Source organism: Streptomyces sp. NPDC002787, assembly GCF_053592095.1.
This window is the reverse complement of sequence record NZ_JBSFVC010000001.1, coordinates 442,827-455,243: the sequence shown is the minus strand read 5'-3', so window position 1 is coordinate 455,243 and position 12,417 is coordinate 442,827. Positions and strand designations below refer to the sequence as shown.

Sequence of the window (12,417 nt, the reverse complement as noted above, 5' to 3'; positions counted from 1 at the left end):
TCAGTCGACGTGCCACAGGAAGCGGTGCGTGTGAATCGCGAAGTAGGGGAAGTTCTCCACGGATGCGACACCCTCGACGGGCCACACGACGTCGTTGATGAAGTCCAGAAGATCCCGAGGCTGAGGGCACACCACCTCCGCGAACAGGTCGAAGCCGCCGGCCGTCAGGACCGTGTAGACGACTTCGTCGTGCCGGGACAGTTCATCGGCGACCGCCCGGGGATCGCCGTCGATGCGCAGGCCCAGGAGTGCCATCGTCTGCCGGCCCATGGTCATCGGGTCGGTCACTCCGACGACCTGGACCGCCTTGGTGTCGATCAGCCGCTGCAGCCGGAGCCTCGCGGCCGAGGGTGACAACCCCACCTTCGGACCCAGATCGGCGTAAGGGATCCGGCCGTCGACCTGCAGCTCCCGCAGAATGGCGCGGTCGATGTCGTCCATGCAGCACCTCTCTCCTGCGTGAACGGCAGGCATTGCGCTTGTTTCAAGCACAGTGCCGGATCCATGTGCTCGATTCAAGTGTGAGGACGATGGAATCGAGCGAATCACGTGGGCGGGTGAAGACCCGGCGGCCCAAGGCCTCGGGCCCTGACGTGGACTCAGGAGTCCGCGAGGAGGCTGTCGTCCAGGAACTCCCTCACGTGGCACATGACTTGCGCGCGGTCCGTGCCCCGCAGCCCGATCGCCACATGGATGGAGAACCCGTCGAGCAGCGCCCGCAGCCGGGCGGCGAAACGGTCCGGGTCGACCTGCCGGAACTCGCCCCTCGACACCCCCTCCGCCAGGAGTGCCACCAGGTCGCGGTGCCAGGCGCCCTCGATCGCGGCCTGGCGGTCGCGGGCCGCGTCGTCGGCGTTCTGCGAGCGGTTCCAGACCTCCAGCCACAGCGTCCAGTGCGGGTCCCGGTGGCCGTCGGGGACGTACAGGTCGACGTACGCGTCAAGCCGCTCACGGGCGGACGTGGTGCGGGTCAGCAGCCGGCCGCGCTCGGCGCCGAGCCGGCCCTCGCTCCACTCCAGGACCTGGAGCAGCAGTTCGTCCTTGGAGTGGAAGTAGTAGAGGAGATGGCCGCTGCTCATCCCGACCTCCCGGCCGAGCGCCGCCATGGTGAGCTTCTCCAGACCGCGCTCGGCGATCATCTGCATGGCGGCGGCGAGGACGTCGTCGCGGGGCGGGGCGGGGGTGCGGCGGCGGGTGCTCACTCGGCGGCCTCCACCCGTACGGTGTCCGGGACGAGCCGGGTCTCGTAGCCGCTCGTGCAGCCGGCGGCGACGATCGCGACCTCGGCCCCGCACACGCAGAGGTGGTTGACCCCGGACCGGCCGTCCGGCCCGCAGCAGCCGATGAGGCGGTACGCGTCGGGATGCGGGGCGATGTCCACGACGTCGTCCGGGTGCAGGACGTAGCTGCCGCGCGGCCCGGCGGAGACCAGGAAGCCCCGCTCGTCGGACATCCACATGCCGCCGGGCACGATCCCGTCGTACTCCTCGTCGGGACCGACCGGCACGAACGGCGCCCCGAACGGCAGCGGGTCGACGACGTACGTCCCGCGCGGAACGCTCGGCGGCCCGTGCCGTCGGCCGTCCGGGCCCGGGAGGCCGTCCCAGCCGGGGTACTCGGGCATCTCGTCGAGCTGCCGGACCGGCTCGGTCAGCCGTGTGCCGCAGGTGGCGCAGAGCAGTACGTTCACCCGTACGTTCTACCTGACCACGGCCCTCGGCTGCTGCTGAGTGATGCAATGGATGCCGCCGCCGCCCGCGAAGATCGTCCGCGCGTCCACCAGTGTCACCGTCCGCCGCGGGAACAGCCGGCGGAAGATGCCGGCCGCGATCTCGTCCCGGGGGTCGTCGAAGCCGCACAGGACGACGCCGCCGTTGCAGAGATAGTGGTTGATGTAGGAGTAGTCGGCCCAGTGGCCGTCGGCCTCCAGGACGGTCGGGGCGGGCACCTCGACGACCTCCAGGCGGCGGCCCCGCGCGTCGGTCTGCGCCTTCAGCAGGCCGACGACCTCCTGCGTCACCTCGTGGTCGGGGTGGGCCGGGTCCGGCTGCACATGGGCCACGACCACACCGGGACGGGCGAACGCGGCGACGATGTCCACATGGCCGAGGGTGCCGAAGCCGTGCGGGGGGTAGTCGCCGGTGAGGCCGCGCGGCAGCCAGATCGCCTTGCGGGTGCCGAGGTGGGCGTGGATCTCGGCCTCCACCTGCTCGCGGGTCCAGTGCGGGTTGCGTTCCGGCCCGAGCTGGACCGTCTCCGTCAGCAGGACCGTGCCCTCGCCGTCGACGTGGATGGCACCGCCTTCGTTGACGAGTTCCGAGGTGTACGTCTTCGCCGAGCCCGCGAGGTCGGAGACGTACCCGGCGATCTTCGCGTCGTGCTCCCAGCGCGCCCAGTGCTGGGCACCCCAGCCGTTGAACGTCCAGTCCACGGCGGCGAGTTCACCGGCGCCGCTGGTGAGGAACGTGGGCCCGATGTCGCGCATCCAGGCGTCGTCGAGGACCCGCTCGACCGTGTCGATGCCGTGCCCGAGCAGCGCGCGCGCCCCGGGCGACTGTCCGGGGCCGCACACCACCGTCACCGGCTCGAAGCGGCGTACCTCGCGGGCGACCGAGGCCCAGGCGATGCGCGCGGCGGCGAGGTCCTCGGGGTCGTCGAAGGTCGGGTTCGGGCCCGGCCACGCCATCCAGGTGCGCTCGTGCGGGGTCCACTCGGCGGGCATGCGGAAGCCGTCGGCGGCAGCAGACATGAGTGATCCTCACAGGCTGTGACATCTAAAGGAAATACAGGCGGTTGAGGGAGACGGACTCGGCCGGTTCGGAGCGCAGCGGCTCTCCGTCGAGCGTGACCAGCCCCGTGTGCTGGTCCACATCGACGGCTCCGGTACGGGAGTTGAGGCGCAGGTCGGCCGGCCCGATACCGCGCGTGCCCCGTACGGCGACCCTGCGGCGCCGGGTCGGCATCGAGTCGTTGCCCTGGTCGACGGCGGCCCGGCCGACGAAGGCGACCGAGATGTCTGCGGGCGCGGCGCCGTGGGCCCCGAACTGCGGGCCCAGGACGAGGGGTTCGCAGGTGTCGGTCGCGGCATTGGGGTCGCCGACCACGCCGTACGCCGGGAAGCCGGCCTTGAGCACCAGCTGCGGCTTGGCGCCGAAGTACTCCGGCCGCCACAGCACGATGTCGGCGAGCTTGCCGACCTCGATCGACCCCACCTCGTGGGCGAGGCCGTGCGCGATGGCCGGGTTGATCGTCAGCTTGGCCATGTAGCGCAGGACGCGTTCGTTGTCGTGGTCGTCGGGTGCGCCGAACTGGGCCTTCATTTTCCCGGCCATCGCGAACGTACGGCGGACGGTCTCGCCGGCCCGCCCCATCCCCTGCGCGTCCGACGACGTGATGCCGATCGTGCCCAGGTCGTGCAGCACGTCCTCGGCGCCCATGGTCCCGGCGCGGATGCGGTCGCGGGCCATGGCGGCGTCGCCGGGCAGGTCGGTCTTGAGGCCATGGGCGGAGACGATCATGTCGTAGTGCTCGGCGACGGCGTCCCGGCCGAACGGGAGGGTGGGGTTGGTGGAGGAGCCGATGACGTTCGGGACGCCGGCCATCTTCAGCACGTTCGGGACGTGTCCGCCGCCGCAGCCCTCGATGTGGAAGGCGTGGATGGTCCGGCCCTCCAGCACGCGCAGGGTGTCCTCGACCGACAGGCATTCGTTCAACCCGTCGCTGTGCAGGGCCACTTGGACGTCGTGTTCCTCGGCGACACGCAGAGCGGTGTCCAGGGCGCGCGTGTGGGCGCCCATGTCCTCGTGCACCTTGAAGCCGGACGCGCCGCCCTCGGCGAGGGCCTCGATCAGGGGCGCTTCATGCGAGGACGAACCCCGCCCGAGGAAGCCGACGTTGACCGGCCAGGCGTCGAAGGCGTTGAACGCGTGCCGCAGCGCCCACGGCGAGTTGACCCCGACGCCCCACACGGGCCCGAACTCCTGCCCGATGATCGTCGTCACCCCGGAGGCGAGCGAGGCCTCCATGATCCGCGGCGACAGCAGGTGGACGTGGGTGTCGACGGCTCCGGCGGTCGCGATGAGCCCCTCGCCGGACACGATCGAGGTGCCGGTGCCCACGACGACGTCCACCCCGTCGAGGGTGTCCGGGTTCCCGGCCCGCCCGACCGAGCAGATCCGGCCTTCCCTGATGCCGAGGGAGACCTTGCGGATCCCCAGCGCCGCGTCGATCACGACGACGTTGCTGATGACCACGTCACAGGTCTCCCGGACGGCGGCCGCCTTGAGGTGCAGTCCGTCCCGGGCGGTCTTGCCGAAGCCGGCGAGGAACTCGTCGCCGTAGCGCTGGGAGTCGGACTCGACGCGGATCGTCAGGCCGGAGTCGCCCAGCCGGATCCGGTCGCCCGCGCGCGGGCCGTGGGTGGCGGCGTACTCGTACGGGCTGAGGCGGCGGGCCTCAGCGGGGTGGCCTCCTGGGCGGCTCATCGCTCGACCTCCTGATCAGGCGTTTCCGGTACGCCGAGGTAGCCGCAGGCGGCGGCGCGGCGCAGTGCCTCCGCGCGGGCGCCGGGCGCGTCCAGTGCCCCGTCGACCAGACCGGCGAACCCGATGGCGATCCGGTCGCCCCCGATGGGCACCAGCCCGACCTCGAGGCTCTCCCCCGGCCCGAACCGCACGGACGACCCGGCGGGTACGGCGAGCCGCATCCCGTAGGCCCTCTCCCGTGCGAAGTCGAGCCGCGGGTTGGCCTCGAAGAAGTGGAAGTGGGAGGTGACGGAGACCGGCACGGTGGCGGTGTTGGTGACCGTCAGCCGGACGGCCGCCTCGGGCTCGGCGTGCTCGGGACCCGGCAGCAGCGCGCCCGGAGCCCGCTCACCGAGACTCCCGCCGATCGGGTCGCTCACGACCGCGAGCCGCGAACCGTCGTCGAAGACCGCCTCGACATGCACCTCGGTGACGACGTCCGCGACCCCCGGCAGCACGTCGTCCGGGCCGAGCACGGATCTGGCGCGCTCGACGGCCTCCGCGAGCCGGGCACCGTCGCGGGCGGCCTCGCAGACGGTGTCCGCGATCAGCGCGGTCGCCTCCGGCACGTTGAGCCGCAGACCGCGGGCGCGGCGGGCGCGGGCCAGCTCGGCGGCTCCGAACAGCAGCAGCCGGTCACGCTCCGTGGGAGTCAGTCTCATGCCGCGGACACCTCTTCGCTTACCTTACGTTAGAGCATCACTCTAAGCGTGGAAGGCCTGGAGTTGAAGTGCTGGCCCCGCCAAGACGATCCCCCGCATTGCACGCCGCTCTAATGTTCGGGACGCCTCAGCCGGACGCCGCACCGCGTCCGGTCGATTCACGTCATGGCGGGCTCGTCGTCGAGGCGGAACCTCGGGTCGCCCGGGACGGACGCGAGGAGTTGGGCGGTGTACGGGTGGTTCGGTTCGGCGAAGGTGGCTCCGGTCGGGCCGAGTTCGACGAGGTCCCCGTGCAGCAGGACCGCGACCGTGTCGCTGACGTGCCGGACGACGGCCAGGTCGTGCGAGATGAACAGCATCGTCAGCGAGAGCCGGCGGCGCAGATCGGCGAGCAGGTTGAGGATCTCGGCCTGGGTCGTCAGGTCGAGGGCCGAGGTGATCTCGTCGGCGATCACGAACCGGGGACCCGGTGCGAGGGCCCGTGCGATCGCCAGCCGCTGCCGTTGGCCGCCGGAGAACTCGTGCGGGTAGCGGTCCATGCTGTCCGGGTCGAGGCTCACCTTGCTGAGCAGCTCGGCGATCCGGGCCCGGGCCGGTCTGACCCTGGCTCGGATCGGATCGAGTGCCTCGGCGAGCGACTGCGCGACGGTGCGCCGCGGGTCGAACGAGGAGTACGGGTCCTGCGGAATCATCTGGACCGTCGCGGCTCCCGCCCGTCCGCGCGAGGTGTGCAGCGGGGCGCCGTCCACGAGGATCCGGCCGCTCGACGGTCTGTGGACGCCGACGAGGGTCCGCGCGAGCGTCGTCTTGCCCGACCCGGACTCACCGACGAGTGCGAGGGTGCTGCCCCGGGGGATGTCGAACGAGACTCCCTTGAGCACCCTGCGGGCCGCGACGCCGTGGCCGAGCTCGACGGTGAGATCCTCCACGCGCAGCAGCGGGGTGGCCGCCTGCGGGTCCAGTGCGGTGGCGGTGGCGGTGGCGGACATCAGCGGCTCCCTTCCGCGGCCGGGGGGCGGTCCGCGGCTTTGTCAGAAAGGTCGTCCGATGGTGCCCCGCTCGGCTGCGCCGCGTGCGCGTCGGCCGTCCACCGGACCGCGCTGAGGGTTCCACCGGCCTCGACCGCGGCGGGCGTCGCCGCGAGCAACGCGCGGGTGTACGGGTGGGTGACCGTGCCCCGGCGCAGGTCACCGCCCGTCGTCCGGTCGACGACCCGGCCGCCGTGGAGCACCAGGACGGTGTCACAGAGCACGCCGACCACGCCGATGTCGTGCGAGATGAACAACATCGCCGTGCCGTGCTCGCGGTTGATGCGCCGGAACTGCCGCAGCACCTCCGCCTGGACGGTGACGTCGAGGGCCGTCGTCGGTTCGTCGGCGATGAGCAGCCGCGGGTTCGTCGTCATCGCGGAGGCGATCGAGGCGCGCTGGAGCATGCCGCCGCTCAGCTCGTGCGGGTGCTGGCGCAGTCGCCGCTCCGGCTCGGTGACGTGGATGTCGGCCAGGGCGCGGACCATGTCCCGCGCGGCCTGACGCCGGGGCGTCCCCAGATGCACCCTGGCCACCTCGGTGAGCTGGGTGCCGAGCCTCAGCGCGGGGTTGAACGTGCCGATCGGGTCCTGGTAGACGATGCCGATCTCGGTCGCGAGACGTCGCTCCGGCGGTGTTCCGAGCAGGTCGAGGTCGCCGAGGGCGAGGCACGAGGCGTTCGCCCGCACACCCTCGGGGAGCAGGCCCGCGACCGCCATGGCGATGGTGGACTTGCCCGAGCCCGACTCTCCGACGAGGCCGACGATCTGGCCGGCCCCGATGGTGAACGACACGTCGTCGACGAGTGTCCGGTCGCCGGCCCGCACGGTCAGCCCGGCGACGGTCAGCAGGCCGTCCGGCTCCGTGCCGGCCGCTGCCCCCGCACCGCCCGACGCCTGGAGCGCCTGTGCCACGCCGGCCTGTGCCGGGGCGGCCGGTCCCGCCGCGTCCGCCGTCTTGGCCGGTGCGGGCGCTGTGCCGCGGGTTCGCGGGTCGACGAGTGAGGCCACGCCGTCTCCGAGGAGCATGGCGCCCACACCGGTGACGATGAGCATGATCGACGGGGCGAGGACGAGCGAGGGCTGGGCGAAGATCGACGGCAGGGCCTCGTTGAGCAGCCTGCCCCAGTCGTACTGCGGGTTCTGCACACCGAGGCCGACGAAGGACAGGCTGCTGATGTCGAGCAGGGACAGGGTGAAGCTCGAACTGAGGAGCACCAGCAGCGGCCCGCTGATGTTGGGCAGGACGTGCCGGCCCAGGATGCGCGGGCCGGGGACGCCGAGCAGGCGCGCGGTGAGGACGTAGTCCTTGTCCGCGACGGTCGCGGCGAGATTCGCCGTCAGCCGCGCGAACCCGGGGACACCGGCGACGGCGATCGCGACGATCGCGGACACCGTGCCCGGTCCGAGCACCGCCGCGATGACGAGGGCGAGGACGAGCGAGGGGAAGGCCACCGCCGAGTCGATGAGCCGCAGACAGGTCTCGCGCAGCCACCCGGGGGCCAGGTGGACCAGCGCGCCGATCGCGACGCCGACGACGAACGAGGCGGCGGTGGCGGCGGCGGCCATGAGCAGGGTGAGCCGGGTCGCGACGAGCGCCCGGGCGAGGACGTCACGGCCGAAGGCGTCGGTGCCGAGGAGATGCTCGGCACCGGGCCCCAGCCGGGCGTCGTCGGTGAGGGTCTCGGCGGAACCGCTCAGCAGCGGCGGGGCCACGAGGGCCACGACGAGGAGCAGTCCGAGGATCACGCCGCCGGACAGCAGCGACAGGTTGCGGCGCCATGGGCGCACGGTCGCGTCAGTGGCCACGACGACCTCCCTCAAGAGTGCGGGGGTCGACGATCCCGAGGACGACGTCGACGAGGAGGTTGACGAGCAGGGCGAGCAGGCCGACGACGAGGATGATGCCCTGGATCACCGGATAGTCCTTGTAGACGATCGCCTGGACGACCTCGGTGCCGAGCCCGGGATAGGTGAAGACGTTCTCCAGGATGATCGTCCCGCCGAGCAGGGACGTGAGGACGAGACCGCTCAGGGTGAGGACGCTCGTCACCAGGTTGGGCAGCGCGTGACGGAGATGGAGGCGCACGGATCCCAGGCGGCGGCCGCGGGCGGTCCTCATGTAGTCCTGGGCGAGCACGGAGGCCGTCTCCTGCCGGACGACCCGGGCGATGGCGAAGGCCGGGCCGATGCAGAGCGCGGCGATCGGCAGGACGAGCGCGCTCGGTGTCGTGGCGCCGCCGGACGGCAGCAGCCCGAGGCTGATCGAGAAAAGGACGATGAGGAGGGTCGCGACGACGTAGACCGGCGCCGACGCGAGGAGCCCGGCGACCGTGCCGAAGCCGACGCCGAGTCGGCGGCGGCGTCCGTCACGGGTGAGGACACCGACCGTCATGCCCAGCGGGACGGCGATGAGCAGGGAGAGCAGGACGGCCGGGATGACGAGCTGGACGGTGTACGGCAACCGCGTCGCGACGATGTCCGCGACCGGGGTGTCGAACCGGAACGAGGTGCCGAGCCGTCCGGACGCGATGTCGCCGAGGTAGTGGACGAACCGCGTGGCCAACGGCTCGTCGAGGCCCAGCCGTTCGCGTATCGCCGCGAGCGTGGCCGGGGACGAGTTGGTGCCGGCGATCGCGCGGGCCGGGTCCCCGGGCAGCAGGGGCACGATGAGGAACGTCACGACGACGAGCAGCAGCATGGACATCAGCAGCCCGCCCGCCCGGCGGGCGGCGAACCCGGCCCAGCCACCGCCCAGCCGCAGCCGGGGAACGCTTTTGACGGGTGCGGCCGGCAGCGGCCCGGTCGGGACCGCGGACCCGGCGCTCACAGCGCCCCCGCGAGTGCCGCGTCGTCCGGGTGCCGCTCGTGCCAGCGGAACCGCGGTTCGAGCTGGGCGGACAGGCGCAGCAGCGTCGCCTCGTCGTAGGGCGCGCCGATGAGTTGCGCGCCGACCGGCAGTCCGTCCGAGGTCGTGTGGACGGGCAGCGAGATGGCGGGCAGCCCGGCGATGTTGACGAACGCGGTGAACGAGACCATCCGGGTCTCGGTGGCGCGCGGGCCGTCCGGGTCGGAGTTCGCCTCGTCGTACACGGGGCCGACCGGCGGCGCCACGACCGCCGTGGTCGGGGTGAGGAGGACGTCGAAGTCCCTCCCCCACTGGGCGACCACGTCGCGTGACTCGGCCTGCAGGCGCGCCGCCGTCCGGGCGTAGTCACCCGCGCTGACCTCGAGGGCGGTCTCCCGGCGGCGCCGGATGTAGGGGTCCACCGCGTCGGGATCGTCGACCTCGATGGCGTAGGTGGAGGCACTGATGATCGTCCAGGTGAAGCCCATGATCGCCTCGTACGAGAACATCCTCGGACGGGCCTCGACGACGTCGTGTCCCAGGTCGCGCAGTGCCTGCGCGGCCGTCAGCGCCGCCGTGCGGCACTCCTCGTCGACCGGCAGCCCGGTCGGCGCGTCGAGGAGCAGGCCGATCCTCAGCCGTCCGGGATCGGCGCCGACCTCCTCGATGTACGGGCGGGCCGGGTCGGGCGCGCTGTACCAGGCGAGCCGGTCGGCACGGCCCATGACGTCGAGCATGAGGGCCGTGTCGCGCACGGTGCGGGTGATCGCGCCTTCGGTCGTCGAGTGTTCCCAGCCCCGGACGAACGCGGGCACGCGTCCCCGGCTCGGCTTGAGGCCCACGAGGCCGGTGACGGACGCCGGGACCCGGATCGATCCGCCGCCGTCGCCGGCGTGCGCCACCGGGGCGAGCCCGGCCGCGACGGCCGCCGACGCGCCGCCGCTCGACCCGCCGGAGGTGTGCGCCGGGTTCCACGGGTTGCGCGTCTTGCCGTGCCGGGCGTTCTCGGAGACGGTCAGGGCGCCGAACTCCGGCGAGTTCGTCCGGCCGAGGGGGATCGCGCCGGCGTCGAGGAGGAGCTGGACGTCGGGGTCCGTGACCGTCTGCGGGGTGTCCCGGATCGCCAGCGAGGACATCGTGTTGGGTTGCCCCGCGACGGAGCTGAGGTCCTTGATGGGGACGGGGACGCCGTGCAGCGGGCCGAGCCGGTCGCCGCGCAGCACCGCCCGCTCGGCCCGTACGGCCGCCGCGCGCACGGCGTCGGCGTCGAGCCAGACGACGGCGTTGACGGCGGGGTTGATCCGCTCGATGCGGTCGAGGTAGGTCTCGGCCACCTCCACCGGGCTGACCTCTTTCGTGCGCACGAGGTCGGCGATCTGCTGAGCGGTACTGAAGGGGTCGATCACCAGGGGACTCCTGTCGGAAAGGTGCGAGGGTCTCGGTGCGGGGCTCCGGAACGGCGCGGGGATTCCCGGTGCCGGACGGTGCGTCCGGCCGCGTGGTCCCCGCCGTGCGCGGCGGTGTCCGTCAGCCGGTGACGCGCAGGATGGGGTCGTCGAGCGAGCCGCCGAGCATCTGTGCGCTGAATCCCTTGCGCAGCGCGTAGATGAACGGGTCGTTGACCAGCGGCACCGCGTCCACCTGCGAGATCAGGGCCTTGGCGGCCTTCTGGTAGGCGGCGCAACGGGCCTTGTCGGTCGTCGCCTCGGCGCCCTGGGCGAAGGCCTTGTCCAGCGCGGGGTTCTTCACCGCGCCGAGGTTGCCGCCGCCTTCGGGGACGGTCGGGCCCACGAAGTGGGCGAGCGGGTTGGCGAGGCTGCCGAGGAAGTTGAGGTCGGCGAAGACCGCGAGGTCCCAGGCGTCGGGCTTGCCGAACACGGTCCCGACCCAGGCCCCGACGTCGACGTTGGCGAGGGTGACGTCCGCGCCGGCGGCCCGCAGCGCCTCCTGGATGTACTGGTTACCGGCGCCGGCGGGCCCGACGACCTGCGGGCCGACGAGGCGGATCTTCTTGCCCTTGAGCACGGCGGCCGCCGCGGCCTTGTCCTTCGGTACGAGGAAGGAGGAGCCAGGATCGTTGCAGGGGACGCCCTTCTGCACGAACATCGTCGACGGCTCACCCGTGTCCTTCGAGACGACCTTGGTGAAGGCGGCGCGGTCGACGGCCTGGGCGACCGCCCGGCGGGTGGCGACGTCCGCGAAGACCGTGCCGGGTCGTTCGTTGAAGAGCAGGTAGAAGTCGGAGAACCGGCTGATGCTCACGCTGTGGCCGGCCACGCCGTCGAAGCGCGGGATGCCGGAGGCGTCGATCTTGCCGATGTCGAGCTGGCCGCTCGTCACGAGGTTGCCTGTCGCGGTCGGGTCGGGCGAGACCAGGTACTCCATCGTCGCGGCGACCTTGCCGGAAATCTTCGTACGCCAGGCCGGCCACGCCTTGTACTCCGGGCGAAGGGTGTACGAGTACGAGACGCCGGACTGGGACTTCTGAAGAAGGTACGGGCCGGACTGGGAGCCCTTGGCCTTGCCGGCGGCAAGGGCCTTGAGGTCCTTGAGTCCCGCAGGGCAGACGATGCCCGTGCTCGCGACCGACAGGCCGGTGACCATGTCGCCCCACGGCCTGGCGAGCGTGATCCTCACTGTCCGCGCCGCGTCGTCGGCGGTCACTTTCACCGTGTTGCCGGGGCCGAAGACCGTGGGGAGATCGGGCGCCGCTGTTTTTGGGTCGATGTAGCGGTCGAGGGACGCCTTGACGACCTTCGGCGTGATCGGCGTCCCGTCGGCGCAGGTCGCGTCGGTGCGCAGGGTGAACGTGGCCGAGGTCGGCGTGTTCGTCCACTTGGTGGCGAGCCCGCCGACGAGCCCGCCGTCGTCCTTGCGCACGAGGGTGTCGTAACTGTTCCGGGCCAGCTGGTAGTCCGGCAGGGACAGCGCCTTGGCCGGGTCGAAACTCGCCGGCACGTCGATCGTCGTCCGGATCTTCGTCGCCGAGGCGGCATCGCCGCCGGCCGGGTCTCCGGACGTCGATCCCGTGGTGGTACAGCCGGCGAGTACGGCCGTCACGGCGACGGCCGCGGTGACAGGGACCGCGCGGGTACGGGTCTGGCGCATGGGTGCTCCTGGAGGGATGTCGCGCTCTGTGCGGGTCGCGCGGGACCGGGCGGGACGAGCGCGAGCGGTTCGGGGTGGAGGCGGTGCGCGCGGCGCTCGGTGGACGCCGCTTGGCAGCGAGCCGTGGAGCACTGGGTGTGGAGAGGATGCCGCCAAGTGAACGGCGTAGTCAATAGCGTTAACTATCTTTGCGCGCGCCACCCTGCCGCCGATTTCGGCCGCGAGAACGCTGCTGGGCGGCGGCCGCGC

The 12,417-nt window shown here is 72.0% G+C and carries 11 protein-coding genes; all 11 read right to left on the bottom strand.

Annotation, left to right across the window (positions count from 1 at the left end; genetic code table 11):
* The 11 genes from ACWD26_RS01885 to ACWD26_RS01835 all read right to left on the bottom strand — a co-directional run bounded on the left by ACWD26_RS01885 (position 1) and on the right by ACWD26_RS01835 (position 12,168).
* The gene (locus tag ACWD26_RS01885; protein ID WP_451265121.1) at positions 1–441 is read right to left on the bottom strand and encodes an Lrp/AsnC family transcriptional regulator; all 441 of its coding nucleotides are present in this window, start codon (positions 439–441) and stop codon (positions 1–3) included.
* A gap of 158 nt (positions 442–599) precedes the next feature.
* Positions 600–1,145, bottom strand: a complete 546-nt coding sequence (locus tag ACWD26_RS01880) for a TetR/AcrR family transcriptional regulator (protein WP_451265281.1) — start codon at positions 1,143–1,145, stop codon at positions 600–602.
* 53 nt (positions 1,146–1,198) lie between these two features.
* Positions 1,199–1,690 carry a hypothetical protein gene (locus ACWD26_RS01875; RefSeq protein WP_451265119.1) on the bottom strand — a complete coding sequence of 164 codons (492 nt, stop codon included), beginning with the start codon at positions 1,688–1,690 and terminating at the stop codon, positions 1,199–1,201.
* A 9-nt stretch (positions 1,691–1,699) separates the two neighbouring features.
* Positions 1,700–2,749 (bottom strand): agmatine deiminase family protein, encoded by a 1,050-nt coding sequence (locus tag ACWD26_RS01870; RefSeq protein WP_451265117.1) that lies wholly within the window; start codon positions 2,747–2,749, stop codon positions 1,700–1,702.
* Positions 2,750–2,774: 25 nt separating this feature from the next.
* Entirely contained in the window at positions 2,775–4,484 is a 1,710-nt protein-coding gene (locus ACWD26_RS01865; protein WP_451265115.1) for an urease subunit alpha, read from the bottom strand.
* Positions 4,481–5,185: an urease subunit gamma gene (gene ureA / locus ACWD26_RS01860; protein WP_451265113.1), complete on the bottom strand. Its 705-nt coding sequence runs from the start codon at positions 5,183–5,185 to the stop codon at positions 4,481–4,483. The genes ACWD26_RS01865 and ureA overlap by 4 nt, the downstream gene beginning before the upstream one ends.
* Positions 5,186–5,343: 158 nt before the next feature.
* On the bottom strand, positions 5,344–6,174 hold the full coding sequence (locus tag ACWD26_RS01855; protein ID WP_451265111.1) for an ATP-binding cassette domain-containing protein: 831 nt from the start codon (positions 6,172–6,174) through the stop codon (positions 5,344–5,346).
* Positions 6,174–8,021 (bottom strand): dipeptide/oligopeptide/nickel ABC transporter permease/ATP-binding protein, encoded by a 1,848-nt coding sequence (locus ACWD26_RS01850; RefSeq protein ID WP_451265109.1) that lies wholly within the window; start codon positions 8,019–8,021, stop codon positions 6,174–6,176. Before ACWD26_RS01850 ends, ACWD26_RS01855 begins: the two co-directional genes overlap by 1 nt.
* Positions 8,011–9,042: an ABC transporter permease gene (locus tag ACWD26_RS01845; RefSeq protein WP_451265107.1), complete on the bottom strand. Its 1,032-nt coding sequence runs from the start codon at positions 9,040–9,042 to the stop codon at positions 8,011–8,013. The genes ACWD26_RS01850 and ACWD26_RS01845 overlap by 11 nt, the downstream gene beginning before the upstream one ends.
* Positions 9,039–10,466 carry an amidase gene (locus tag ACWD26_RS01840; RefSeq protein WP_451265106.1) on the bottom strand — a complete coding sequence of 476 codons (1,428 nt, stop codon included), beginning with the start codon at positions 10,464–10,466 and terminating at the stop codon, positions 9,039–9,041. The genes ACWD26_RS01845 and ACWD26_RS01840 overlap by 4 nt, the downstream gene beginning before the upstream one ends.
* Positions 10,467–10,587: 121 nt before the next feature.
* A complete protein-coding gene (locus tag ACWD26_RS01835) occupies positions 10,588–12,168 on the bottom strand; it encodes an ABC transporter substrate-binding protein (protein WP_451265104.1) in 1,581 nt (526 codons plus the stop codon).
* Positions 12,169–12,417 lie beyond the last annotated feature (249 nt).

Bases quoted from the DNA above. Each gene is read 5' to 3' on its own strand.
- ACWD26_RS01880 (WP_451265281.1), bottom strand. From the start codon at position 1,145: ATGCAGATGATCGCCGAGCGCGGTCTGGAGAAGCTCACCATGGCGGCG.
- ACWD26_RS01885 (WP_451265121.1), bottom strand. From the start codon at position 441: ATGGACGACATCGACCGCGCCATTCTGCGGGAGCTGCAGGTCGACGGC.
- ACWD26_RS01865 (WP_451265115.1), bottom strand. From the start codon at position 4,484: ATGAGCCGCCCAGGAGGCCACCCCGCTGAGGCCCGCCGCCTCAGCCCG.
- ACWD26_RS01855 (WP_451265111.1), bottom strand. From the start codon at position 6,174: ATGTCCGCCACCGCCACCGCCACCGCACTGGACCCGCAGGCGGCCACC.
- ACWD26_RS01870 (WP_451265117.1), bottom strand. From the start codon at position 2,749: ATGTCTGCTGCCGCCGACGGCTTCCGCATGCCCGCCGAGTGGACCCCG.
- ACWD26_RS01835 (WP_451265104.1), bottom strand. From the start codon at position 12,168: ATGCGCCAGACCCGTACCCGCGCGGTCCCTGTCACCGCGGCCGTCGCC.
- ureA (WP_451265113.1), bottom strand. From the start codon at position 5,185: ATGAGACTGACTCCCACGGAGCGTGACCGGCTGCTGCTGTTCGGAGCC.